21 protein-coding genes are annotated in these 25,805 nt (G+C 58.2%); 16 read left to right on the top strand and 5 right to left on the bottom strand.

Going from position 1 to position 25,805, the window contains the following annotated elements; all coding sequences use genetic code 11:
- Positions 1 to 78: 78 nt before the first annotated feature.
- The 4 genes from HKD31_RS11260 to HKD31_RS11245 are packed head-to-tail and all read left to right on the top strand — an operon-like array spanning position 79 to position 2,973.
- Positions 79 to 654, top strand: coding sequence for a hypothetical protein (locus HKD31_RS11260; protein ID WP_052327667.1), 576 nt, complete (start codon positions 79 to 81; stop codon positions 652 to 654).
- Positions 654 to 1,679 carry a glycosyltransferase gene (locus HKD31_RS11255; protein WP_194265082.1) on the top strand — a complete coding sequence of 342 codons (1,026 nt, stop codon included), beginning with the start codon at positions 654 to 656 and terminating at the stop codon, positions 1,677 to 1,679. The genes HKD31_RS11260 and HKD31_RS11255 overlap by 1 nt, the downstream gene beginning before the upstream one ends.
- Positions 1,676 to 2,221 (top strand): hypothetical protein, encoded by a 546-nt coding sequence (locus HKD31_RS11250; protein WP_228120564.1) that lies wholly within the window; start codon positions 1,676 to 1,678, stop codon positions 2,219 to 2,221. Before HKD31_RS11255 ends, HKD31_RS11250 begins: the two co-directional genes overlap by 4 nt.
- On the top strand, positions 2,218 to 2,973 hold the full coding sequence (locus HKD31_RS11245; protein WP_194265083.1) for a C1 family peptidase: 756 nt from the start codon (positions 2,218 to 2,220) through the stop codon (positions 2,971 to 2,973). The genes HKD31_RS11250 and HKD31_RS11245 overlap by 4 nt, the downstream gene beginning before the upstream one ends.
- Before the next feature lie 267 nt (positions 2,974 to 3,240).
- On the opposite strand, the gene HKD31_RS11240 is transcribed toward HKD31_RS11245, so the two are convergent.
- Complete coding sequence (locus tag HKD31_RS11240) at positions 3,241 to 5,565, bottom strand: TonB-dependent hemoglobin/transferrin/lactoferrin family receptor (RefSeq protein WP_228120563.1); 2,325 nt, start codon at positions 5,563 to 5,565, stop codon at positions 3,241 to 3,243.
- On the opposite strand from HKD31_RS11240, the gene HKD31_RS11235 reads away from it, so the two are divergent.
- Positions 5,559 to 6,356 carry a biliverdin-producing heme oxygenase gene (locus tag HKD31_RS11235; protein ID WP_228120562.1) on the top strand — a complete coding sequence of 266 codons (798 nt, stop codon included), beginning with the start codon at positions 5,559 to 5,561 and terminating at the stop codon, positions 6,354 to 6,356. The genes HKD31_RS11240 and HKD31_RS11235 overlap by 7 nt on opposite strands.
- A 695-nt stretch (positions 6,357 to 7,051) precedes the next feature.
- Here the strand turns inward: HKD31_RS11235 and HKD31_RS11230 are convergent.
- Positions 7,052 to 7,666: a YitT family protein gene (locus HKD31_RS11230; RefSeq protein ID WP_194265084.1), complete on the bottom strand. Its 615-nt coding sequence runs from the start codon at positions 7,664 to 7,666 to the stop codon at positions 7,052 to 7,054.
- 1,243 nt (positions 7,667 to 8,909) lie between these two features.
- Between HKD31_RS11230 and HKD31_RS11225 the strand changes: the two genes are divergently transcribed.
- Positions 8,910 to 9,503 carry a hypothetical protein gene (locus tag HKD31_RS11225; RefSeq protein WP_338085572.1) on the top strand — a complete coding sequence of 198 codons (594 nt, stop codon included), beginning with the start codon at positions 8,910 to 8,912 and terminating at the stop codon, positions 9,501 to 9,503.
- Between the two features lie 76 nt (positions 9,504 to 9,579).
- Here HKD31_RS11225 and HKD31_RS11220 read toward each other — a convergent pair whose 3' ends face one another.
- Together HKD31_RS11220 and HKD31_RS11215 are read right to left on the bottom strand one after the other, a co-directional pair.
- Positions 9,580 to 10,923 carry a GntT/GntP/DsdX family permease gene (locus HKD31_RS11220; protein WP_194265085.1) on the bottom strand — a complete coding sequence of 448 codons (1,344 nt, stop codon included), beginning with the start codon at positions 10,921 to 10,923 and terminating at the stop codon, positions 9,580 to 9,582.
- Positions 10,924 to 11,053: 130 nt separating this feature from the next.
- Positions 11,054 to 11,824: an SDR family oxidoreductase gene (locus HKD31_RS11215; RefSeq protein ID WP_194265086.1), complete on the bottom strand. Its 771-nt coding sequence runs from the start codon at positions 11,822 to 11,824 to the stop codon at positions 11,054 to 11,056.
- A 285-nt stretch (positions 11,825 to 12,109) separates the two neighbouring features.
- Here HKD31_RS11215 and HKD31_RS11210 point away from each other — a divergent pair, with 285 nt between their 5' ends.
- The 10 genes from HKD31_RS11210 (at position 12,110) to HKD31_RS11165 (ending at position 23,287) form a co-directional block, all read left to right on the top strand.
- A complete protein-coding gene (locus tag HKD31_RS11210; protein ID WP_194265087.1) occupies positions 12,110 to 13,756 on the top strand; it encodes an FGGY-family carbohydrate kinase in 1,647 nt (548 codons plus the stop codon).
- 77 nt (positions 13,757 to 13,833) lie between these two features.
- The gene (locus tag HKD31_RS11205; RefSeq protein WP_194265088.1) at positions 13,834 to 15,162 is read left to right on the top strand and encodes an ABC transporter substrate-binding protein; all 1,329 of its coding nucleotides are present in this window, start codon (positions 13,834 to 13,836) and stop codon (positions 15,160 to 15,162) included.
- A gap of 27 nt (positions 15,163 to 15,189) precedes the next feature.
- On the top strand, positions 15,190 to 16,113 hold the full coding sequence (locus HKD31_RS11200; RefSeq protein WP_062447112.1) for a carbohydrate ABC transporter permease: 924 nt from the start codon (positions 15,190 to 15,192) through the stop codon (positions 16,111 to 16,113).
- 1 nt (position 16,114) lies between these two features.
- The gene (locus tag HKD31_RS11195; protein WP_194265089.1) at positions 16,115 to 16,942 is read left to right on the top strand and encodes an ABC transporter permease subunit; all 828 of its coding nucleotides are present in this window, start codon (positions 16,115 to 16,117) and stop codon (positions 16,940 to 16,942) included.
- A 53-nt stretch (positions 16,943 to 16,995) separates the two neighbouring features.
- On the top strand, positions 16,996 to 18,099 hold the full coding sequence (locus HKD31_RS11190; protein ID WP_194265090.1) for an ABC transporter ATP-binding protein: 1,104 nt from the start codon (positions 16,996 to 16,998) through the stop codon (positions 18,097 to 18,099).
- An 18-nt stretch (positions 18,100 to 18,117) separates the two neighbouring features.
- Positions 18,118 to 18,891, top strand: a complete 774-nt coding sequence (locus HKD31_RS11185) for an SDR family NAD(P)-dependent oxidoreductase (RefSeq protein ID WP_011253692.1) — start codon at positions 18,118 to 18,120, stop codon at positions 18,889 to 18,891.
- A gap of 185 nt (positions 18,892 to 19,076) precedes the next feature.
- Positions 19,077 to 21,266: a TonB-dependent siderophore receptor gene (locus HKD31_RS11180; protein ID WP_194265091.1), complete on the top strand. Its 2,190-nt coding sequence runs from the start codon at positions 19,077 to 19,079 to the stop codon at positions 21,264 to 21,266.
- The gene (locus HKD31_RS11175; RefSeq protein WP_194265092.1) at positions 21,250 to 21,549 is read left to right on the top strand and encodes a hypothetical protein; all 300 of its coding nucleotides are present in this window, start codon (positions 21,250 to 21,252) and stop codon (positions 21,547 to 21,549) included. The genes HKD31_RS11180 and HKD31_RS11175 overlap by 17 nt, the downstream gene beginning before the upstream one ends.
- Positions 21,546 to 23,009, top strand: a complete 1,464-nt coding sequence (locus HKD31_RS11170) for a PepSY-associated TM helix domain-containing protein (RefSeq protein WP_194265093.1) — start codon at positions 21,546 to 21,548, stop codon at positions 23,007 to 23,009. The genes HKD31_RS11175 and HKD31_RS11170 overlap by 4 nt, the downstream gene beginning before the upstream one ends.
- A complete protein-coding gene (locus tag HKD31_RS11165) occupies positions 23,006 to 23,287 on the top strand; it encodes a hypothetical protein (RefSeq protein ID WP_194265094.1) in 282 nt (93 codons plus the stop codon). The genes HKD31_RS11170 and HKD31_RS11165 overlap by 4 nt, the downstream gene beginning before the upstream one ends.
- A 12-nt stretch (positions 23,288 to 23,299) precedes the next feature.
- On the opposite strand, the gene HKD31_RS11160 is transcribed toward HKD31_RS11165, so the two are convergent.
- Positions 23,300 to 25,780: a phosphocholine-specific phospholipase C gene (locus HKD31_RS11160; RefSeq protein WP_194265095.1), complete on the bottom strand. Its 2,481-nt coding sequence runs from the start codon at positions 25,778 to 25,780 to the stop codon at positions 23,300 to 23,302.
- Positions 25,781 to 25,805: the final 25 nt, after the last annotated feature.

Here is a 25,805-nt window from a genome sequence, read left to right as displayed (position 1 = left end):
ATGCTCCCCTGATCGGGGATGCCAATGAATGACCTGTTCCAACCGCCCTCCGGGGCGGTTTTTTTATTGGAGGCCTCTGTGACTGATCTGAATTCCCTCACTGCGCGTCAGACGCGCCGCGGTTTCCTCGGGACAATTCTTGCCGGCTCCGCAATCGGCATGCTTGGCGCCTGCACTGTCACGAAGTCCGGCAACGTCACGACCATCACGGTCAACGTCGCCAAAGTGAAGGCTTACGGTCAGGCTGGCATCAACGCGGTCTCGACGGTCCTGTCCATCGCTGCGGTAGCTTCGGCGATCGGTGCACCGGCTGTCGCTGTGATCGAGACGGCATCGGTAGCCCTTTCGGCTGCCCTGAGCGCTTTCTCAACCGCTGCGGGATCGAGCGTGACGGTCAACTACGACGACACGACCATGAAGAGCGCGATCAACTCGGTCCTGGCAGATCTTCAGACGGTCGCTGCCGATCTGTCTTCGGCCATCACAGGCGCGAGCAGCACGGTATCCAGTTCCGTCCTGTCCGACGCGAATACGGCCCTGTCTGCACTCAAGACCATCGTATCCGTTTTCGAAGGCATCCTCGGCGTCGTCTCCATGTCTGAACCGGCCATGACGGAAGCTCAGGCTCTCCGCATCCTGAAGGTGGCGGCCTGATGCGCCTGCTCTTCATCCTGAAAAGCCGCGAGGGAAACTGGGGCTATGCCTCCGGTTCCTCCGGCCTGGCCAATTCGGTGCGCTTTGTCGTGGACATGCTCACCAGCCATGGGATCGAGGCCAAAGCGGTCGAAGTGCAGGACAACAACTGCATCGACCGGGAAGTGACGGCCTATCGTCCGACACATGTCATTGTCGAGGCATTCTGGGTCGTGCCAGAGAAATTCAACGTTCTGAAAGCCCTTCATCCGCGCGTCCGCTGGATTGTGCGCGATCATTCCGAAACGCCTTTCCTCGCCAATGAGGGCATCGCGTTTGGCTGGACGGCGGCATATCTGGCCCGTGGCGTAGAGGTCATGTGCAATGCGCCCCGAGCAGTCGGTGACATGCAGGTTGTCGCATCGGCATGCGCTCATCCGGAGACGCTTGTCACGTATGGGCCGAACTATTACCCCACCCCATCCGGAGGCGAAATCAGCGCCAAGCCCATGCCGTCCGATGTGATCGATATCGGCTGTTTCGGTGCTATCCGTCCGCTCAAGAACCACATGGTTCAGGCGATTGCCGCCATGGCTTTTGCTGATGCGGCTGGCCTATCCCTGCGCTTCCACGTCAATGCCACGCGGGTTGAAGGGAACGGCAGTCCGGTCCTCAAGAACCTGCGGGAAGTGTTCGCTGCGTCGCGGCATGAACTGGTCGAGCATGGCTGGCAGGAACACGCGGATTTCCTGCGCCTGATGGCCACGATGGATATCTGCATGCAGGTATCCTTCACCGAAACATTCAACATCGTGGCGGCCGACGCCATGGCGTCTTCCGTGCCTGTTGTCGCCTCAAGCGAATTCCCGTGGCTCGGGGAGTATGCCTTTGCAGATCCGACATCGAGCAAGGGCATTGCGGCCCTTCTGATGAAAATCTGGGCAGAAAGTGACGTGGCCCGTTCGTATCGGCTGCATCGCCAGCGGCGCGATATGGTGAATTATAACCAGCGCTCTGAGTGCGTCTGGCTGGAGCGGTTCGCATGACCGCGACGGTTCGCCTCTACTACCCGGCGGACGCATGCGGCCGCCTGATCTGCTGGCGGCTCGAAAGCGACTACAGCCACGCCACGATCGAGCTGGACGGGACGATCTATTCGGCCACCTACCCGCGGATCGTGGGGGTGGGTCCTACCGATCCAGCCTTCGGGATGCCACCCCGGACCGGGCATGCCTTCACGATCCGCCTGACGGACGATGAAGCGGCACATGCCCAGGCCTACTGCAAGTCCATGCTGGGCACGTCATACGACGTTCTGGCAATGGCGGCCTGGGCCTTCCGGATCCAGTCTCTTCAGCGGCCCGGCCATGCCTACTGCTTCGAATACGTTTACGACGCGCTCGCAGCTGCTGGCGTGTTTTCGACATCCCGGCGCCTGGTCACGGGCGAGCAGCTTCTCAACGACCTGTATCAGGCCGGGCGGGTCGAGAATATGGCGCTTGGAAGCGCCCTGCCCTTGCGGATGCGCGCGCGCCTTCTCGGCCAGACCGCCCCCATTTACGTCCCGGCCCCAAAGGTGAACGCATGACCCGCTGCCTCGGCAAAAAAGACCCCAAACACGACTATCGCACTTATCGCCTTGCGCCTGTTCTGGAAGCCGCATTGCCTACCGTACCCTACGCCCGCGACTGGTCCGCGTCTGTGCCCTATCAGATGTGGGGCAATGACAAATATGGCTGTTGCGCGTTCGCTGCCCACGCCGCGCTGGTGGCGACCTGGACGAAAGCAGCACAGGGGCTCGTCGTCCTCTCAACCGATCAGGTGCTGGAAAACTATGCTGCCGTCACCGGCTTCAATCCCGCCACAGGCACAAACGACTACGGTACTGTGCTGCTGGATGAACTGAACGCATGGCGCCAGACAGGCTTCCAACGCCCGGGACAGACCCTCGACTATCTGACCGCATTCGGCTCCATCCAGCCGACCGACGAGATGAGCATCAAGCGCGGCATCGCGTTCCTTGGTGGGGTGCTGGCGGGGGTGCAGGTGCCACAGGGCTTCCTGTCGCTCGGCCTGGGTAAGACGTGGGATCTGGATACGCTTGCCAGCGATGCGCTCAAGCCTGCTGGCGGCCATGCGATCGCTCTTGTGGGCTACAACCCGGACGGCGTGTTCTTCAACACCTGGGGCGCCCGCACCTTCATGCCTTGGGCGACCTTCACGGCGATCGCCGATGAGGCCTATGGTCTTCTGTCACGCGAGAACTGGCTGGGGGTGCCGGGTTGTTCCCCGAACGGGGAAGAATTCGATTCCCTGCTGGATGAAGTCCGTGCTGCATGATCTCATCGCCGGGACTATCATCCTCGTGCCTCTGCTCTCGGGAATCACGCTCGCCATGATCGGCGCGGCGCGGGATCTGCGGAGGAAATGACCCGCAATCCTGTGAATTCGATGGACGAGCGCGGAATCGAATTGAAGGGTTCCAGTTAGGGGGTATGAGAAACTTTCGAAAAGTACTCCCATACCCTCAGTGACTCTAAAAACATCGACCAGCAGTCAGCTAGTTCCAGAGGATCTCTATCTGTCTTCTGGAGCTTCTGATCTGTTTCAGAAGTCGATCCTTGCAGTGACTTTGAAGGAGCGACCGGGCTGCGTGTAGTAGCGTTCGGACAGAGATGAAGACGACGCTCCGTACGGGAGTGATGCGGCGTTGTAATAGGCTTTGTTGAAGATGTTGTACATTCCGGCCTGAATGCGCAGGGCGTGATAGAAAGAAGGGCTGTACCAGCCGGTAAGGTCAAAGAGGACATAACCGGGTGTCTTCCACTGACTGGTCAGTGTTCCGGTAGAGGTCAGATATTTAGCGTCGTTTCGATGCGTGGCGAATGTGGCTGACAGATCGCTGCCCCAGCGATCAGTCTTGTACCCGAAGCCAATAATTCCGCGGAAAGGTGCGACCGACGCAAGGTGGAAGTTCATGTCGGTATCGCGTCCATCCGTGTAGGAAAAGGACCCCCATGTGTGCCAGTGCTTGTCAAAGGCCCAGTGGATATTGGCTTCAGTACCGTAGATTCGAACATGGGAAAGATTGGTATAGCCGTAGCAGAGGTAATAACCTGAGCAACCGGTAATTCCGTCCATGTCGATATAGTTCTTATAATAATTGTCGTAGAAGGATACGTTGACGCCACGTTCGGAATCACCATACTTCAAACCAACTTCCCAACCTTTGCTGCTTTCGGGCTTGAGATTGGGATTGCCGACAACCTGGTAGTAGGGTGCGGTACTGTAATTCAGATATTCTTCTGTAGCGGACGGTGCACGATAGGCCTGTGAATACAGAGCATACAGCGTCAGATCCTTCGTGACTTTTCCTTCGATGAGGACTTTGGGAGAAAAGTGGGAGCCATGAGCTCCATGCGGCAGGCCGGTGTAGCCCGAATTCGCCTGATAGGAAGCAGTATTGTGAGGATCGCGCTGGAAGTAGTCGAAACGGAATCCGGGGGTGATATGGAACCATTCCTTCGCACCCATACCGATACGATCCTGCACCAGTGCTCCAAGGTCAGTGCCATGAACTTTCGGCATGTCCGAGAAATTATCATGCAGATAAGGACTGGATGTCGCCTGCTGGCCGGTCTGGGTTTGGTAGGTATCGGTCAGGAAAACTTCACCGCCATAGGTAATGGCGTGATGGAGTGGACCGGTGAAGACATTGTTGGTGGCTGAACCTTTCACGCCATAGGACTGCACCGGCAGCGTCAGATGCTCATGGCTATAGGTCGAAGCCTTGGCAGTATCGTTGTTGAGAATATCGGTATCAGTCTTGATCTGCTGCCAATACGCCAGAAGATGAGCCTCGCTGAAAAGCGAAGTCGGCGTTTCCCCCTGGTAATCGTAGTTGCCTGAGATGCGCGAACGCTGATTTTCACTTTTGGTCGTATAATGGTCGGTAGCAGTGGATTCAGACGTCCGTGTTCGTTCATTGTAATTGCGATCAAACCATTCGCCAGTCAGACCGATCCGGTGGCCACCCTCAAAATAGTGACGGATTTTGCCGAGGAAGCTGCCCTGACTATAGCTGGCAGGATCTTTAGCGGTTCGGGTGCGCCCGTAACCGTAGATGTTTCCTTCGTTCCCTGTCTCGCTTCCGTTCTGATAGCCACCCTGGAGCAGGAAAACCGTGTTCTTGTATCGGGCTGCAAAAGCCTGATCGAGGAGAGCCGCTTCAGCAGAGCCGTTATAGGTCAGCTTCGTGATGCCGCCGAAGGTCTTTCCCGGTTTGAGGATGTCTTCCGGATCCAGTGTCCGGAGTGCAATAACGCCTCCGAGGGCACCTGTGCCGAAAAAGCTGGAATCTGCGCTTTTGACCACATCAATGGCGCCGAGGGAATTGAAATCGAAGGCGCTGACACCACCCTGCGCGGTGCTGAACGACCCGGCATAGGCACCATCATTCGCCCAGGGCATGCGAACGCCATCAATGGTTGTCTGGATGCGGTTCTGATCAAGCCCGCGGATGTTGATGCTGGAATTCCCGGCACTGTAATTCACGGACGCATCCACGCGACGGGAATAATCTTCCAGGCTGTCGATCTGCCGGTCACGAAAAGTCTTGTAAGTGGTCGTTGTCGTGAGAACACCAGCCATGCCGACCGAACTGTGATCTGCATCGGGATCGAATTTCATCGAATCAATGATGTCCTGAGCCCCCTTCACCTTCACGGCCGGCAGGGCAATCGAGACCGGTGGAGGCGTTGGTGTACTCGCGCTGCTTTTGGACGTGGTTGCTGAAACAGCAGATTTGGACGTCTTCGGATCGGTATTCACCGACGCTGCAACGGCAGGTGCTACACAGGCGCAGGCCAGTGCCGTGGTCGCCAGCATATAGGAAAAAAAGACGCGACGTGGTCGCGGACAGAACCTTGGCATTGCGGGAAACCTCAGGCATTGCAAATGAGAATCGATCGCATGTAAGGTCCTTAAAAAGCGCCCGTCAACCGGAATTCGCTCTTGTTGCTCATGATTATCGTTCGCAACAAAACGAGTGTATTTTTCTGGTCACATCGGATCGATCGGCATTTACATTGCGCCCTCCCATTCAGAGAGCGGCATACTATCGAAAGGCCCGTAGCCTGATGAACGAAACGAACACACTCCCCCTGTCGCGCCGCCTCAAGGAAGCGACAACGTCAACACATGAGACGTTGGATCAGAGCATCATGTCGCGGAACATGTTTGCCACGACCAAGGGCTATCGCGACTTTGTGCTCCTGCAGTATCGGTTTCACCAGCATCTTGACCCTCTGTACCGCCATGAGGTGCTCGCCGGCATTATTCCGGGTCTTGAGGCCAGAAACCGTTTTTCGTTGATTCAGGAAGACCTGAACGATCTTGGCGAGCCTCTTCCGTCACACCCAACCTTTTTGCCGGTGGAGGACGCCTCCGTGGCAGCCGGATGGTTGTATGTCGGGGAAGGATCCAAGCTCGGAGCCGGTTTTCTCATAAAGCTTGCGCAGAAAATCGGCTTTACACCAAGCTTCGGTGCCCGACACCTCGCCCCAGATCCAGAAGGCCGGGGACTGTCATGGAACAGGTTTCGTGAAGCCATTGATCATGCGCCGGAACTGGACCCTACGCGGTGTATCCAAGGGGCTCAGGACGCCTTCAGGCACGTCAGGAGATATCTCGAGAGTCCCGAAGATGTCCTGATGCATCCTTAAACGCCGGCCCACTTCACTGCCTCTACAGGCCTGTCGCTAGAATCTTCCTGCTCAGTTTAATGTTGAAAATCTGGGCAGGATGCTGACGTGAAGTGCAAAACCCGTGCAGTCTCGTAGCTCTCTATCTATTTTACCGTAAAAAACTGCCATTTTGAGAGATTTCCACCTCCCTTGACATGGTAGGGGTCACAGGTTCAATCCCTGTTGCGCCCACCACTCGATCCGGACCGTCATCGTGGTAGTCTGTGGGCTTGGCCAGCTCTGAGGGTGACGAAAGTCATCAGACTCCCTTTTCAGTTCACCAGATTGGGTGGTTCCTCCATGGGAGGCGGATTACCACCCGGCGGAGGATAAGGATTGGGTGCTGGCGGAATGGGAGGGCGGGGCGGACACGGGTTCGGCAATTCACTGGCCTTGATCCACGATGCGCGAATAAACTGGTTGCTCTCAACGGTCATGGTCGGCTCCCGTCAAAGTGGTGAGACACTGTAAAACCACTCGGCAAACAAGGTTCGGTCAGGAAAAAAAGAAAAGCGGGCGGCCTCTTTGCGTGGCTCCATATCGTGCTGAGGCGGCACTCCAGGAGCAGAGGGTTGAGGTCCTGCTCCGTTCCACTTCTCGTTGTTCACCCCCAGCCGTCCGGGCCTATACCGGGAGCGTAGCAAACTGACAGAAGGAAATGGATTTGCCTGCGTTTAATGCCCGATGTAGCGCCCAGGCCGGTGGAATACAATCAGGACACCACTCATTGCAAAGGCGCTTACGGCTGACAGCAGGACTTTTTCCCATGGCAGGAAAAATGTGGACAGTGTCAGAATGGCTGTATCAATCATGATCTGAACGCGGCCTGCATTGATTCCCCGACTTTTCTGGAGCCAGAGCGTGATAACGCCTGTTCCACCTACACCGGCCTGATGGCGTGCAAGGGAGAGAATCCCCATCCCGATGACGGTTCCACCGAATATCGCGGCGAACAGGGGGTGGACGTAAGAGAGTGCCATGACATTCGGGATGACACCTGCGAGGGCTGTAATCCCGAAACTGGCGATTGTCGTTTTAATGGCAAAGCGCGCGCCCATAGCGCGAATGGCGAACAGGAGAAACGGTATGTTAATGACCGTAAACAGATTCCCGGGGGTCATGGGAACGACATATGAGAGCAGCAGGGCAATGCCGGCCACGCCTCCGGTCACGAGCCCGGCCTTGTGCAGGTACATGAGTCCCATAACAATCAAGGAACAGCCGATCAGAAAGGCGTAGATGTCTTCTGCGTGCGAGTGACGAAGCCCGGGTCCATATGGTGAGGTCATATCCAGAAAATCCAGCCGTCCAGCAGGCAGACCCCTTCCGCCCCGCCAGATCAGATCCATGAGAATTCGAGCCAGATAGTTCAGTCCCTGCTACCTGCACAGCCCCTTTCATACGAAGAAAATATTGTTTCAAATGGCCGCTTTCTGTCTTGCCTGAAACTGCTGATAGCGCATCGATATTGCATGTTTGAAAGCATGTTGAGCTGGAGGGTCCGATTCTCAAAATGGGATTTTGGAAAGCGACGTTGAGGATGAGGAGACGGTATTGGTTCAGAGATGCACGAGTTAATAACCGAGCTTCAAAATAAAGAAGAGCGCCTCAATATTGCCGCCGACAAGTCAGACAAACCGAATGAGGGCACGCACATGATTACAGCGCTTGCCAACAAAATCGACGGATTGGTTTCACGCGGCCGATAGAGACCTGCCGCCTTCCCACATACCAATATTTCCAGGTGCTGAGCCCCTGAAATCCTGCGCCGGACTCGGCAGAACGCTCGGCCAGTTTTTCACTTCCCAAGACGGGCGAGTTCGGCAAGAAGACACGTCGCACAAAGGCGAATGTTGTGAACACTGGGCATCTCAAGGGCGACGTTCCACCCCGGATATTTGATGACCATACGATGGTCGTTTTCAGATCTGGAACTGGGACAGACTCCATGAACAGTATGCGGCAGGCAGCCTTCCGTTCCACGGCCTTAAACGACAAAAATCAGGATACCGGTATTTCCTTTACCCGGTCCTGAGTGAGCGGAAAACGTAACCTTCTGGCACCTCCTTGCAGAGAGTCCCGATAGTGAACCGCTGGCTGTTATCGAAGACCTGTCATTTTCTCAGCGCAGGGAATATACTAGTATTATTTTTAAGGATTTTCTATAGTAAAAGCGAATCATGCCGCTGCATATACCTCGATAAAATTCAATTATTATTCCAATATAGTGGTAAATACTTCAGTATATATGGCATTTATCTTTTTAGACAAGAATATCACTGAAGTATTCTATTATTACTATTGGGAATATCTCAAGGGTATCCCTCTCACCGGGGCACTTATCCCGGATCTACACCTCGCAGAACCAGATGACGGTCTTTCGTTCTGCATTATGTGGAGACTAGATCAGTGATCTGTCACGGCGGATAACAGCGCGGGACTTGCTTTTTTGGCAAGAATGGACGGAAAATCATCAATGCTCTTCCCTGTAACGAAAACGGTTGAAGAAAATTCACACGGAGCAAGCTGATCGTGGTTCCGCATCCGTTGACGCCTCCCGATATTTTCCAGCATGTGCGGATAATCATGGGCATGGTGGTTGGTCTAAGCGTAACACGCCTCCTGACAGGCCTCGTGCGGATTATTCAACACCCCAACCAGACGCGGATCTATCCCGTTCACATCGGCTGGGTTCTGACACTGCTCCTGATGCTGATGCATTTCTGGTGGTGGGAGTTGTGGCTGATCGAATTACCAGCCTGGACATTTGAAACCTACCTGTTCCTGCTGCTCTACGCGATCATACTATTTTTCCTGAGTGCTTTTCTGTTTCCTGAATCCATCAGCGATTACACGGGATATGAAGACTTCTTTATTTCCAGGAGGAAATGGTTCTTCTCCTTTTTTGCACTGACAGTCATCTTCGATCTGTTTGATACGATTATAAAAGGTCCCGCGCATTATGCCCTGTTTTCAATTGAATACTGGTTCCGTATCCCAATCTATCTTGTCCTGTGCGGTATTGCGATCATCTCGACTGATCGCCGGTTTCATATCGGGTTTGTAAGCCTCGGCCTTCTTTACGAAATTTCGTGGATCATCCGGCATTTCGAAAGATTATCGTAAAGTCTCGCTCCGGTCTGAAGCAAAACAACATGCTGATCCGTCCATCAGTTTGATAGCCCGAACAGGGCGGGAGAACTTAATGAACGAATATCGAAGCAATCATGCAGAAGACGAGGCCGCAGACTGCGATCAGTGTTTCCAGAACGGACCACGTCTTGAGAGTCTGCGGAACCGTCAGGCCGAGATATTCCTTCAACTGCCAGAATCCCGCGTCGTTCATTGGCCCGAAAGCGACCGAACCTGCTCCCGTCACCAGGACCATTAACTCAGCCGAAACGCCCGTTGAACGCGCAAGAATGGGTGCTACAATCCCTGATGCCGTTGCCATCGCAACGGTTGAAGAGCCACACGCAACACGCACAATGGCAGCGAGCATCCAGGCCAGAACCAGCAGAGGGACATGAGCGCCAAGTGCCGTATCCGTGATGGATCGTGAAACTCCGCTATCCACGAGAACACGCCCGAAACCACCCCCTGCCCCTAAGAGGAGCATGATCAGGGCGGTCGGCCCCAGGCACTCATTTGTAAATCGCAGAACGGTCTCTCGCGAAAAACCCCGTGCGTGACCCAGGACATAAAATGACAGGACCGTCGCCAGCAGAAGAGCGATATCCGTATTACCAATGAAATGCAGAATATTACTGAAGGTTGTATGAGGCGCGGCAACGCGATCTGCCATTGAACCGGCCAGCATCAGGATCACGGGAGACAGCACTGTGAAGACCGTGATGCCAAACCCCGGAAGATCTTCCGGCGGCTTGCTGCTCACGAATTGCTTCGCCAGCGGATTGACCCCTTCGGGGATTACTCTTGCTGAAGCAAACCGCCCGAAGACTGGCCCGGCAATCACCGCAATCGGCGTTCCAATCGCAATGCCAAGCAGAATGGTCTTCCCGATATCCGCATGATAGGCGCTCAGCGCCAGAAGCGCAGCCGGATGCGGGGGAATAAGGGCATGCGTGATGGACAGCGCAGCCCCCATGGGAAGAGCGACACGCAGTAAAGGCGTCTGCGTCCGATCCGCCAGAACAAACGCCAGCGGAATCAGAAGCACAAAGCCGACTTCGAAAAATACGGGAAGGCCGACCAGAAGGCCGATCAGCATCATGGCCCAGTCGACATGCCGACGGCCCGAAAGGGTCGAGATCGTCAGGACGATACGATCGGCGCCACCGGACTCCGCCAGCATTTTCCCAAGCATGGTGCCAAGCGCAATGACAGTTCCGACATGCCCCAGCACATGTCCTGCCCCCGCCTCGAACGACCCCACCACCTTGTCAGCAGGCATGCCAGCAATAAGGGCCAGCAGGATCGAGATCGAAAAGAGGACGATGAACGGATTGATCCGGAAACGGGCAATAAGGATGACAACCGCCGCAATGGCCGCAGTCGCAAGCGAGATGGCAAAGATGGAGTTCATCCGGTGTCAACTTTCCTGTGGCATCCCGACAGAAGAGGCCATCTTAACGAAAACCATTCCATCACAAACCCGATAGACAGTGCCCCTAACACAGTTCTGATAAATTGAAACAGAGTCAGCCGCAGAAAGACTACAACGATACGGTAATCCCGCCATCAACCATCAGCACCTGTCCGTTAACGAAGCTTGAAGCCGTGGAAGACAGGAAGACTGCTGCCCCGACCAGTTCCTCGACCCGTCCCCATCGCCCTGCCGGCGTGCGTTTGCACAGCCAATCCGTGAACTCTGCATCCGCCACGAGCTTTTCATTCATTTCCGTGGCAAAATATCCTGGCGCCAACCCGTTGATCTGAAGCCCGTGCCTGGCCCAGTCCGTCGCCATGCCTTTTGTTAGGTTTTTGACCGCTCCCTTGCTCGCCGTATAGGGCGCAATTCCCGGGCGGGCGAGCTCACTCTGGACGGAACAGATATTGACGATCTTGCCCCGTCCGCGCGGAATCATGTGCCGCGCCACCGCCTGCCCGACGAAGAAAACCGCGTTGACATTGGTTGACATCAGATCATCCCAGTCCTTGCGCTGAAATTCCTCCAAAGGTGCGCGGCGCTGTATCCCGGCATTATTGATCAGGATATCGATCGGCCCCCTACGCTGCTCAATCGCCGCGACCCCCTCAATCACCGCATCCTGATCCGTCACGTCGAAAACCGCCGTACTGGCTTTTAACCCTTCTGCCTCCAATTCGGACTGCGCGGCCTTCAGACTTTCAGCGTCTCGGCCATTCAGGACGACTTCCGCCCCGTAACGCGCCAGCCCCTTTGCGAGAGTCAGGCCAATTCCCCGTGACGCACCTGTCACAAGGGCGCGCGAACCGGAGAGTGAAAAAAGATCGGGATGGGACATATCGGTCAGCCTTCGAAATCACGGTTCTGCTCTTCCTAGCAGCCTGAACCCGCCTGGGATCCACAAGTCCGCGTGCGCACCACGTGCTCTCACATCGTCAATAAACTTTTATCAGAAAAAATTTCCATCCCCCTTCTGGACAGTCTGAAAGTTATATGTAACACAAATTACGGTATTTTGTGCCGATATAATGTGATATTCTATCACAAACAAACGTTAGGCTGAATCAGGGCGTGTTTTTCTCTCATGTCCTGTCTGTATTTTTTGAGATCTGGGTGTGATTCTATGGATCTGGTTCTGGGAATTGATGTTGGAACAGGCAGTGCCCGGGCGGGTCTCTTCACACTTGAGGGAGACAAAAAGGCCTCATGCGTCCGGCCGATCCAGACATGGACGCCGCGTCCCGGTTATGCCCAGCAATCCTCGCAGGATATCTGGACTGCCATCTGCGAGGCGACCCGCAGCGCTCTGGAAATGCTTGACGAACCCGGACAGGTCATTGGCATCGGTTTCGATGCGACCTGTTCCCTCGTCGTCGTTGGCGGCGATGGTCAGGGTCTCTCGGTAGATCCCGACGGCGCACCGGGACAGGATATCATTCTCTGGGCGGACCACCGCGCCCTTGAAGAAACGCGCGAAATCAACAGCAGTGACCAGGACGTGCTGCGCTATGTCGGCGGAACGATTTCCCCGGAAATGGAAACGCCGAAGCTGCTCTGGCTGAAGCGCCATCTTCCGAAAATCTATGAGCAGGCAGCCCATTTCTTCGATCTCCCAGATTTCCTGACATGGCGGGCCACAGGTTCGCTGTCACGTTCCGCCTGTTCGACAGCCTGCAAATGGACCTATCTCGCTCACGAAAACCGCTGGGACGAAGGATATTTCCAGTCCATTGGACTTGAAGACCTCGCACGCAACGGCTTCAGCCGCATAGGGAACGACATTCGCGCCCTCGGCGGTCTTGTCGATGGCGGCTTGAACGCTCAAGCGGCTGCGGAAATGGGACTGCCACCTGGTATCCCCGTGGGTGTTTCCGCCATTGACGCCCATGCCGGTGGCATCGGTCTGTTCGGGTTGAACACCGAAGGCTCTCTCTCGGACGATCAACTTGAGCGCTCAATATCGCTGATCTGCGGGACGTCGAGCTGTCACATGGCCGTGTCGAAAGACGCGCGTTTCGTGCCCGGTGTCTGGGGCCCCTACTGGAACGCCATGGTCCCTGAGATGTGGCTGAACGAAGCAGGCCAGTCCGCTACGGGCGCGCTGATCGACTTCGTTATTTCCAGCCATACCTTTGGCTCCGTCCTCAGACAGGAAGCCAAAGACACGGAAACCAGCGTCTACGCCCTTCTGAACACACGGATCGAATCTCTGGAACGCGGCAGCCTGCCGGGGACGATCACGGCCGACCTGCACGTGCTTCCGGATTTCCATGGAAACCGTTCCCCCCATGCCGATCCTGACCTGACCGGCATGATCAGTGGCCTCAGATTGTCCGACACGGTCGATGATCTGGCACGATTGTACCTCGCCACCTTACAGGGCCTTGCCTACGGCACGAAGGACATTATCGAGGCCCTCAACGCGCAGGGCTACCGGATCGACACGATTTTCGCGACCGGTGGCAGCACTAAGAACCCCGTCTTCCTGCGCGAACATGCCAACGCTACCGGATGCCGCATCCTGCTCCCCGCGGAGCCGGATTCCGTCCTGCTAGGCGCCGCCATCCTGGGCGCTGTCGCGAGCGGAACATATACCGATCTGCGACAGGCCATGGCGCAGATGAGCCACGCGGGAGACAAGATCGTCCCCGACCCGCGCCTCGCTGCGTATCACGCCGCCAAGCGCAGCATCACGCACGACATGCTCTCGCAGCAGCTCACCTGGCGTCAGCAGATGCGTGACGTTCTGGAAAAGGAGAACACCGCCTGACGGCCCAACCGTCCGACCCGTTCTGCCATTCCCGCCCACCGAAACGCATCACCATCCCTTTCCAGAGGCCGATCTCCATGTCCCGTCTCAAAGCCACACGCACCGCCATCTGCACTCTCGCCCTTCTGCTCACGGGCTCCGCCCTGTCCAGTGCCGGGGCAGCCGGAACCCTGACGATCGCCACCGTCAACAACGGCGACATGATCGTCATGCGGCAGCTTTCCCAGGAGTTTGAGAAGGCCCATCCGGACATTCACCTGAACTGGGTCACGCTGGAAGAAAACGTCCTGCGTCAGCGCGTCACGACCGATATCGCCATGAAAACCGGCCAGTTCGACGTCGTGACCATCGGCAACTACGAAGTGCCGATCTGGGCCAAACAGGGCTGGCTTACCGAAATCAAGCCGGACGCCGCCTATGACGTGAACGACATCCTGCCTTCCGTCCGCGACAGCCTGACGGCGGATGGCAAGCTCTATGCCCTGCCGTTCTACGCCGAAAGCGTCATGACCTATTACCGCAAGGACCTGTTCCAGAAAGCCGGTCTGACGATGCCGGACACGCCCACCTACAATCAGATCCGCCAGTTCGCCGACAAGATCACGGACAAGGGCAATCAGGTCTACGGCATCTGCCTGCGTGGCAAGCCAGGCTGGGGCGAGAACATGGCGTATATCTCGTCGCTCGCCAACACGTTCGGCGCTCAGTGGTTTGACATGTCCTGGAAGCCGACCATGACGTCCGATGCCTGGAAAGCGACCCTGAACTGGTACGTCTCGGCACTGAAAGCTGACGGTCCTCCGGGCGCGACTTCCAACGGCTTCAACGAAAATCTGGCCCTGTTCGCCAGCGGCCATTGCGGCATCTGGATTGATTCCACCGTCGCAGGCGGGCTGCTGTTCGATCCCAAGCAGTCGCAGGTTGCGGACAAAGTCGGTTTCGCACCCTCCCCCAAAGGCCCTTATGGCAAAGGCCCGACCTGGCTGTGGAGCTGGAGCCTCGCCGTCCCCGTCAGTTCCCATCAGAGCGCGGATGCCCAGACCTTCATCACATGGGCCACGTCCAAGGATTACGTGAAACTGGTCGCCGCACAGAAAGGCTGGGTCGCTGTTCCGGCCGGAACCCGCGCCTCCACCTATGCCGCGCCGGAATACGTCAAGGCTGCCCCCTTCGCGTCCTTCGTGCTGAACGCGATCAAGACGGCTGATCCGAATGGCCCAACCGCCCAGCCGCGTCCCTATACCGGTGCGCAGTTCGTCGGCATCCCGGAATTCCAGGCCATCGGCACGCAGGTCGGCCAGACCGTTGCCGCGACCCTGTCCGATCAGATGACCGTCGATCAGGCCCTGACCTCCGCCCAGGCTTCGATCACCCGCGCGCTCCGCCAGTCCGGCCGCGCGCGATAACGCCGCCCGATCAAGGTTAAGAATACCATGCAGGCCGTACTCGAACACAGCCCGCCCGCCGGAGCGACTGCCCTGAACCAGACGAAGGCACGCGGGAAAAGGACAGGTCTCCTGCTCCTTTCCCCGTCCGTCCTGCTTCTTCTGGTGTGGTCGATCGTCCCACTCGTCATGACGCTGTGGTACTCGGTGCAGAACTACAACCTCGTTGACCCCACGCTGCACGGCTTCGCGGGGATCGACAATTACTGGTATCTGCTGACCGATCCCGATTTCCTGCATTCGCTGCTGAACACGTTCGTACTGGTTGCGGGCGTCCTGATTATCAGCGTCGGCGGCGGCACCCTGCTGGCCGTTCTGTACGATCAGGAGTTCTTCGGCCGCGGCATTGCCCGCATCATGGTCATCTCGCCATTCTTCATCATGCCCACGGTCTCGGCACTGCTGTGGAAGAACCTGATGCTGCACCCGATCTATGGCGTCTATTCCGCCATGATGCGGGCTGTGGGTCTCACGCCGATCGACTGGCTGGCGCGGTTCCCGCTCCTGACCGTCATGATGATCGTCGCCTGGGAATGGCTGCCTTTCGCGGTCCTCATCCTGCTGACGGCCGTGCAGTCGCTTGACGGTGAACAGCGTGAAGCCGCCCGGATGGACGGCGCCGGCCCGATCGCCCGTTTCCGTTACATCATCCTGCCGCATCTGGGCCGCGCCATCAGCGTCGTCGTCATGATCGAGACGATCTACCTGCTGACGATCTTCGCGGAAATCTCCGTCACGACTGCCGGCGGTCCCGGCGTGGCCTCCACCAATCTGGCCTATCTGATCTATTCACGCGCCCTGCTCCAGTTCGACGTGGGTGGCGCCTCGGCTGGTGGTGTGGTCGCGATCATCATCGCCAATATCGTCGCGATCTTTCTGGTGCGCGCCGTAGCCCGCAATCTGGAGGCCTGACGTGGCGCTCAAGACCAAAACCAGCACCCGGATCGGCGTCACCGTCCTCGGCTGGGGCATCGCGCTCTGGCTGTTCTTCCCGATCTTCTGGATGATCCTGACGAGCTTCAAGAGCGAGGTTCAGGCGATTTCCACCCCCCCGAAGCTGTTCTTCATGCCAACGCTGAGCAGCTACGGCGAAGTGTTCGAACGTGCCAGCTACTGGCATTTCGCGCTCAATACGGTGATCGTCTCGGTCGGGGCCACAGCCATTGCCATCGCCCTTGCCGTCCCGGCGGCCTATTCGATGGCGTTCCTGCCCTCAAAACGCACACGCGGGACCCTGCTGTGGATGCTCTCCACCCGGATGCTGCCGCCTGTCGGCGTGCTGGTCCCGATCTACCTGCTGGCCCGCAACACGCATCTGCTCGACACCTGCACCGGTCTGGCCATCGTGGACATGCTCACGAACCTGCCGATCATCGTCTGGATGCTCTACACGTTCTTTCGCGAAGTCCCTGCCCCCATTCTGGAAGCGGGCCGGATGGATGGCGCCACGCGCTGGCAGGAAATGACGATGGTCCTGCTGCCGCTCGCCCTGCCTGGCATCGCATCCACGGCCCTGCTGTCGCTCATCCTGTGCTGGAACGAAGCCTTCTGGTCCCTGAACCTGACCTCCTCGCACGCAGCCCCCCTGACAGCGTTCATCGCATCCTTCTCATCACCGGAAGGACTATTCTTCGGAAAACTGTCCGCAGCCTCCACCCTCGCCGTGGCACCGATCCTCGTTTTCGGCTGGATCAGCCAGAAACAGCTCGTCCGCGGCCTGACTTTCGGAGCCGTCAAGTGATGCGGACCCCGGCTCACTCCACTCAACTTTCCTGCATAAACGGGGCCTGACCCATGGCGACTGTCGAACTCAAGAACCTCCACAAGACCTACCTTACGGAAGAAATCATCAAGGGGATTTCCCTCTCGATCGAAGAGCGCGAATTCGTGGTTTTCGTCGGCCCGTCAGGCTGCGGAAAATCCACGCTCCTGCGCATGATCGCGGGCCTTGAGGACATCACATCCGGCGATCTCCTGATCGACGGACAGCGCGTAAATGACGTGGAACCCGGCAAGCGCGGTCTGGCGATGGTCTTTCAGTCCTACGCGCTCTACCCGCACATGGACGTCTACAAAAACATGGAGTTCGGCCTCAAACTGGCCGGAATGCCGGAGGCCGAGCGCCGCGAGAAGATCGAGCACGTCGCCCGCACGCTTCAGCTCGAGCCCTATCTGCACCACAAACCCGGACAGCTCTCCGGCGGCCAGCGGCAGCGCGTCGCCATCGGTCGCGCCATCGTCCGCAACCCGAAAGTCTTCCTGTTCGACGAGCCGCTCTCGAACCTCGATGCCGCCCTGCGCGGCCAGATGCGCGTGGAGCTCTCCGCCCTGCACCGCAAGCTCGGCGCCACCACGATCTATGTGACACATGACCAGGTCGAAGCCATGACCATGGCGGACAAGATCGTCGTTCTGCAGAAAGGCGTGGTCGAACAGATCGGCTCCCCACTCGAACTGTACCACCACCCCCGCAACCTGTTTGTGGCCCGCTTCATCGGCTCGCCGCCCATGAACTTCTTCCCGGCCATTTTCCAGGGCGGAGATTCCGCAGGCTCCAGCGTGCAGCTCCGCGACGGCTCGACCCTGTACGTGCCCGTCACATCCCCGGGCCTGCTGCCCGGAACAAAGGTGACGGTCGGCATCCGTCCCGAACATGTCGAACTGGCCTCTTCCGGCCCCAACAGCGGCGTCGTGGAAGTCATCGAACGCCTCGGGGCCATCACGCTCGTCCATGTCCGCATGCCGGACGGGGAAATCATCGTCGTCCAGACGGATGGCGCAGTCCTGACGGAGGTCGAAACCCGCGTCAGCCTGACCCTTCCACCAAAGAACTGCCATCTTTTTGCCCCTGACGGCCTGGCCTTAGAAGCCTGCCACCGCCACCCGCTCGCTGCCTGATCTTAGGAACCACATCCCATGTACATGGAAAAACTCCGCCTCGATAACCGCGTCGCCATCGTCACCGGCGGCGCACAGAACATCGGCCTGGCCTGCGTCACCGCACTGGCCGAGGCTGGCGCCCGCGTCATCATCGCCGATCTCGATGAAGCCATGGCCACAAAAGCCGTGGAAGACCTGCGCATGGAAGGCCATGATGTCAGCAGCGTCGTCATGGACGTCACGAATACGGAAAGTGTGCAGAACGCTGTCCGCAGCGTTCATGAACAGGAAGGCCGCGTGGATATCCTGGTCGCCTGCGCCGGCATCTGTATTTCCGAGGTCAAGGCCGAGGACATGACGGATGGTCAGTGGCTCAAGCAGGTCGATATCAACCTGAACGGCATGTTCCGCTCCTGTCAGGCCGTCGGGCGCATCATGCTCGAACAGAAACAGGGCGTCATTGTCGCAATCGGCTCCATGTCCGGCCTGATCGTCAACCGCCCGCAGCAGCAGGCGGCCTATAATGCGTCGAAAGCCGGCGTTCACCAGTATATCCGCTCGCTGGCCGCAGAATGGGCTCCCCATGGCATTCGTGCCAACGCCGTTGCCCCCACCTATATCGAAACGACGCTCACCCGCTTCGGCATGGAAAAGCCGGAACTCTACGACGCCTGGATCGCCGGAACCCCGATGGGCCGCGTGGGCCAGCCCGATGAAGTCGCTTCCGTCGTGCAGTTCCTGGCGTCCGACGCAGCCAGCCTGATGACCGGCGCCATCGTGAATGTGGATGCGGGCTTCACCGTCTGGTGAGCAAGGACGATCCGGGCGCTATTACAGCGCCCGGATGCCTTTTCAGCAAAAGACCGTAACAATCAGTCACTTATTGAGGAAATCTTTCAAAGTTTCATTTTCTTCTGACGCTACTTGCAACTAACTCGCAATATCGATACCAGCCTCTGATCACGCGCCAGCACGCACAGTCATTGAGGTCGGGTATGCACCGCAGCAGGATTCTTTACGCGATACCCCTCTCCCTCGTCATGAGTGGAGAAGTCTTCGCAGCCGACCAGAATGCCGCAACCGAATTGCCCCCGCGATCGGGCACAAAAAAAGCCAGCTCAACCGGGACACAGGCCAGGACTATCGAAAAGCTCGAAGTTCGCGCACGCAGGGCTTCGACCCTCGCCTCGTCCGCAACCAAGTCGGACACGCCCCTGATCGAAACCGCCCAGTCGGTCACGGTCATCACCCGCAACGAAATGGACATCCGCAACGTCCTGAACCTCAATCAGGCCGTGCGCTATACCGCGGGCATCACTGCCGATCTTCGTGGCGGCGGCGTGGGAACACGTTATGACCAGTTCGCCCTGCGCGGCTTTTCCATCCCGACATTCCTTGATGGTCTAAAGCTTCAGGACAGCCCGACCGGCTATGCCGTAGCCCAGACCGACACCTCGCGTCTGGATCGCATTGAAATTCTCAAGGGTCCGGCGTCGGCCCTTTACGGCCAGTCCAGCCCCGGCGGCCTCGTCGCCCTCTCCAGCAAACTCGCCACGGACCAGCGCTCTTACGGAAGCGTCAATGCGACTGGTGGCATGTTCGACCTGTACCGCGTGGATGCCGATGTCGGCGGTTATATGACGGATAACGGCTTCGTCCGCTACCGCGTCAATGGCACCATCAACGGCCAGCACAGCCAGCTCGCCCGCACCGGAAGCCGCCGTTTCTCCATCAGCCCGTCCTTCACCTTCGGTGGCGACGGCCCCACGACGCTCACGATCCTCGGCAACTACCAGTATGACCCGGAAAACGGCACTTATGGTGGCGTCCCGCTCGTCGGGTCGCTCAAACGCGCGTCTTTCGGCTATCTGCCGCGCAATTTCTACGACGGCGATTCATCGTTCGAAAAATACAACCGTCGCCACGGCTCCATCACCTACATCCTCAACCATCGCTTCAACAGCGACTGGAGCTTCAGCACGCGCGGCCGCTACGACGACATCAAGACCCAGTACCGCAGCGTCTATGACAGCGGCTATTACGTCTCGGACGATACGCTTGCCCGCTCGGCCATCGCCACCAACGAACATACGCACAACCTGACCTTTGACAGCCAGTTCAAAGGCCATGTCCGGACCGGACCGCTACGTCATACAATGATGTTCGGCTTCGACTACATGCAGCAGAGCGCCTCGGAAGTCGGTTATTACGGTTCAGCTCCTGATCTGAACGTCTTTCATCCGAACTCACAGATGGCCATTCCCACTCCGTCCCCCTGGGTGAACTACAACACCGACTCCCATCAGGCCGGCATCTATGGACAGGACGAAATCCACTGGCGTCACCTGATCCTGACAGGCAGCATCCGTAACGACTGGTACCGGTCCCATCAGACCGACAACATGTACAACACGACGACCAACCAGAGCCCGAGCCAGATTACCTGGCGTGCTTCGGGCCTGTATCATTTCGATTTCGGTCTTGCGCCGTATATCAGCTACTCGACATCCTTCCAGCCACAGTCCGGCAGCGTCTCGACAGATGGCGGAAAGACCGTGCGTCAGGCCAATCCGTCGCTCGGCAAACAGCTTGAAGGCGGCCTGAAATACCAGCTTCCGGGCACCTCACTGCTCCTGACGGCTGCGGGCTTCCATATCGAGCAGACCAACGTTCTCGTTGCTGTCGGCAACACCGGCTACAGCGCTGAAAGCGGGCTGGTCCATTCGGACGGCTTCGAGTTCGAGGCCCATGCCGAGCCGTTCCACAATCTCGTGCTAACAGCAGCCGTCAGCATCCAGAAGGTGCATGACGACTCAACCGGCAAGCCGCTCATCCAGTCCGGCAAGGGTAATGCCTCGCTGTTCGCCTTCTATACGATGCCGTCGGGTCCCGCGAAGGGCCTCGGCTTCGGCGGCGGCATGCGCTATTCCAATAAATCCTATGGTGGTGAAGCATCTTACGGGAGTGTCTGGGTGCCGCAATATGCCGTGTTCGATGCGTCGGTGCGATACGACCTGTCCAACCTCTCCCACAGCCTGCATGGCTGGAATGTGGGCGCGAGCGTCCGCAACCTCTTTGACAAGAACTTCATCGCCAATTGCCTGAGCTATGCCTCTTACGGTCAGGAATACTGCTATTACGGAGAGCGCCGCAACGCGCAGGCCAATATTGGCTTCAGCTGGTAAACCACAACCCGGAACCCGGCGCTACGACATCGCCCTGCGCCTCGTCGTGGCGTTGCCGCTCGGTTACGCCCTCTCCGCGCTGGGCGGTGTCTGCCTTGCGTTCTGGCTTCCCCTGTCCAGGGCTGACAACGCCATGGCCGGAATCCTTCTCGGCCTGGTCCTCTGGCCCGTCGTTTTCATAGCAGCTTTCGCAGTCACCCGTATCGGGCGACTGCTGGCTTTCCTGATCCTCGTGGCCTCTCTCCTGAGCGGCCTGGGACTCCTCGGAGGCTGGCAGCCATGAAAGGCACGTTCCGCGCGTCCATGGCTGTAGTGCACACGACACTGGGTCTCGTCACGGGCTGGGTGCTGTTCGCCATTGCCCTGTCCGGCGCATTGAGCGTCTTCCGGCGAGAGATCAGCCTCTGGGCCAGGCCCGAACTTTCCACTTCCGTTTCCTCCCCCCTCCTGACGGACGCCCATGCCCTGGACTGGCTGAACCGCAACGCGTCCACCGCCAGTGCCTGGTATGTCGGCAGCGCAACTGATCTGTGTTCCTTTGCAACAGCCCTGTGGCCTGACACAAAGGGCAAATACATCCAGCGTGCCCTCGACCCCGAAACCGGAAGCCCGGATGGTATCAGGGACACGCTCGGCGGCGAATTCTTCTACCGCTTCCATTTCGAGCTTCAGCTTCCCCATCCCTGGGGGCGGCTTATCGCAGCCCTCGCCGCTCTGGCCCTCGTCGTCGGGCTGGTCACCGGCATCATCATCCATCGGCGCATCTTCGCGGATTTCTTCACCTTCCGTCCCTCGCGCGGACAGAGAAGCTGGCTGGACACGCACAATCTGCTTGGTGTCGCCGCCCTGCCTTTCCATCTGATGATTTCCTTCACAGGCGCCGTCACCCTCGGATCGCTGCTCCTTCCCTGGAGCACCCAGGCGCTTTACCGGAACGACGTCACCGCCTCCTACACGGAGCTCAATCCCGCGCTCTATTCCCGCCCGGCAAGTGGCCATGCAGGTCATCTCGCACCGATCCTCCCCATGCTCCAGGAAGCTGACAGGCGTTTCGGCGGCACGGGCCTGGAACAGATCTATGTTTTCAATCCGTCCGATCAGGCGTCACTCGTTACGATAATCGCGGGCAACAGCCGTACCGTCAGCACCTCGTCGCAAATCATCACCTTCGATGGTCCATCAGGTCACATCCTCAGGGAACATATCGAAAAACGCCCTGTCATCCGGGCCTATACGTTCCTGTACGGACTGCATGTGGCGCGTTTTGCGCCCTGGGTCACACGCTGGCTCTATTTCCTGTCCGGACTGGCGCTCGCGGCGCTGATTGGCAGCGGCATGCATCTGTGGACGCTCAAGCGCCTGCGCCGCCCGCATCATCTGGGACACCGGATCGTCGCCCGTCTGAATGTGGGCGTTCTGATGGGTACGCCCCTCGCCTTCGCATCCTTTTTCATCGCCAACCGCCTTCTCCCCGTCACGATGCCCCACCGAGCCGGATGGGAAGTGACAACCGTCTTCATCGTCTGGGGGATCACGCTGGCCTACACGCTAGTCCGTAACCCAGAGCGGACATGGGCGGAGCTGCTGGGCGGCAATGCCGCAGCATGCTTTCTGATCGCAGCGCTCAGCCTGCCCTGGCATGGCAGCATCGTTGCAGGCGTCGGGCTGACAGCCCTTATCCTGTCAGCATCTTTCGCTTTTGCGACGTATCACAGAATACGAAAAACCGGGCTCCTGGCATGAACTGGATTTCCGTTCTGTGCGGACAGTCCGCCATGCTGATGTTCGTCGCGGCCTCTCATCGCGGAAACCGGGTCTTCTGGCATGACCGCCTGACAGCAGCACGGCGGCGCATCCTGAAATCATGCGCCGCCCCGGTTCTGCTCCTCAGCCTCGCGCTTCAGACTCTCAGCGACGGGACCGTCATCCTGAACATGATCGAATGGATTCTGCTTGCCAGCCTTGAAATCATGGTCGCGACACTCGCCTGCTCCCTCTGGGAACGCAGCGCCCGACCATGAGCCGGAAGGCGCTTAGCCAGCCATCGCCGGATCAGTGAGCGTGATCTTCCCCGTTTCCATCCGGCCGCCCAGAACATGCCTGAAATCCGGATCTTCCGGCGATGTTAGCGTCACGTCATACCACTGATGGCTGGCTGACAGATCCAGCCGGATCTCCTGATGCCCCCGCCCTTTGAGGACCACCGTCCGCAGTGGCCCAGCATCGCCGGCATGGTACTGAACCGTCAGCGGTGCCTTGCCACCATTGGTCAGGGAAAGAACGATCCTGGGCCCTTTGCCCTTGCCGCCAACGTCATAACGACAGGCTGAACGAAGCGCGACCCGATCAGCATGCCCCCGATAAGCCCGGTAGAACCCGTTGGGCGCATGAACCGCGACATCATACAGACCATCCGCAGCCGGAAGCGTCACATCCATCCGGTCTCCCGCCGCTACGGCGTAGGTTCCAGCCTGCATATCGCGACCACCATTGCGGTAATCATAGATATTGAATGGCGCGCCGGCCGCCCGCTCTCCATGAACGCTCTGCCCGGCTCCCAGCTTCAGGCTGACCTGCCCGCGCTCCACATCAATGCCGCCATCACAGTAAAGCTCATAGGGCAGCGCACAGGCCGGACGTGTTCCGCTTTCCTGTCGTACGGTTTGCCGCAGCAGATCCGGCTGATCTTTCAGTGCGGCGATCTCATCCCCGGACAGCGAGCGGAAACCACCCGGCATGGGACGGTTCCGCGCATCTTCGATAGCCTTCAGATGCGTGTTCCGGTCCAGATAGTTCAGGGACGGCGCAACCTCGTCTTGAGGATGGAAACAGGACGTCAGATCGCCGCAGATGGCCCGACGCCAAGGGGAAATATTGGTTTCCCGGACAGGCGTGCCGAACTTCTTCTCAACGAAATGCTCCAGAAACCGCAGTGTCGAGCTGTGGTCGAAAAGCTGCGAATTGACCAGCCCACCCCGGCTCCACGGAGACGCCACAACCATCGGCACCCGGAAGCCGAGCCCGATCGGGCCACTGCGTGCGAGCCGTTCGGGAACGCCCCGGCAAACCTCGTCCTCGGCAGTCGTGTATTCCAGCCCGTCTGCCCCGATCGAAGCGGAAGAGTGGCCCGTTTCCGGACGCTGCGGATCAGGGGCCGCATAGGAACAGCCGTGATCGAAATACCCGTCATTTTCATCATAGGTCAGAATGAAAATGGTCTTCTTCCAGACCTCGGGATTCTCGGTCAGGATGTTCATGACTTCCGACACATACCAGGCCCCCCCATACCAGGCCGATGTCGGGTGGTCCGAGAAATGCTCGGGCGCCGCCATCCAGGAAACAGCCGGGAGTTGGCCTGTCCGTACATCCTTGCGGAACTGGTACAGCACGTCTCCCTTCGGCGCCTTCATCCCCTTCGCATCCGGATCGTCCACGAAGGAGAGTTCCTCAAGGCTGCGATAATCAGGATCGCCGCTGTTGATCACGAAGGCCTTCGTGAAAAGCGCGCGCTCCTCGGGCGTCAGCTTCTCAAATCCCTTCGAGGATTTCTGACGCTTCTTCAGAACCTCCATCAGGGCCTTCGCCTCGACAAGCTGCTCGCTCCGCTCCCCGGAGACCAGCATCTCAAGGTTTTCAAGCCGATTGATATGCTCTGAACATTCCCGGATCCGCTCTTCGATCCATTCTCCAAAGCCCGGATTGGAGCTGACATTGAAGCTGTCGAAACACTCCAGCACGTTACAGCCGAAATTGGACAGCCAGGAACGCTCCGCCGGAGACATGCCGCCCGTCTGGCTCAGTTCGTTCTGATAGAACTTCCACGACACCCCGACCTTCTCCAGCCGCTCCGGAAAGGTCATCCAGGTCATGCCGCCTTCCAGGATTTCCGGGTTCCGCATGTAGACGTTTGACGCGGTATTCTGCTGGTCCCGCACGGTTCCTGTCCAGAAGACGAGACGGTTGGGCGTCGTGCTGGACATGACGCCGCAGTAGTTCTGGTCACAGACCGTAAACGCATCGGCCAGAGCATAATAGAATGGCAGATCCTCGCGGGTATAATATCCCATCGTCAGCGGATACTGCCTGTATTCCTTCTTGTGAGGCCGCTTGACGTCAATCCACCGGTCATGATGCCCCCCGTTCCAGGCATCGACCTGACTGTCCCGGGAGTGCGGGATCGAGCCCATCCAGGTGACCTTTGTGTCGTGAATGTTCAGGCGCCACGGCGCATAGGTCTCCCCGCTCTTGCCGGACTGCACGAAAACGGAGCTGCCGTTCTTCTGACGGATCGCGCGCCTGTCGTTGAAGCCGCGAACGCCGGCCAGTGTTCCGAACATATGATCGAAAGAGCGGTTTTCCTGCATGAGGATAACGACATGCTCGGCATTCAGATATGTCGTACCCGGCTCGGGCGCGATGGCATAAGCGCGACGGATGGCGGCCGGAAGCCCTTCCGTTGCGGCTGCGGCACTACCGAACAGGGCGTATTTGAGGAAGGTTCTGCGAGTGGACATATCAACCGTTGCCTGGGACCTGAAG

Source organism: Gluconobacter potus, assembly GCF_015244705.1.
In the GTDB taxonomy this organism is placed as follows: Bacteria; Pseudomonadota; Alphaproteobacteria; order Acetobacterales; family Acetobacteraceae; genus Gluconobacter; species Gluconobacter potus.
The sequence above is the reverse complement of the archived record's forward strand: the minus strand, read 5'-3'. Positions and strand labels throughout refer to the sequence as shown.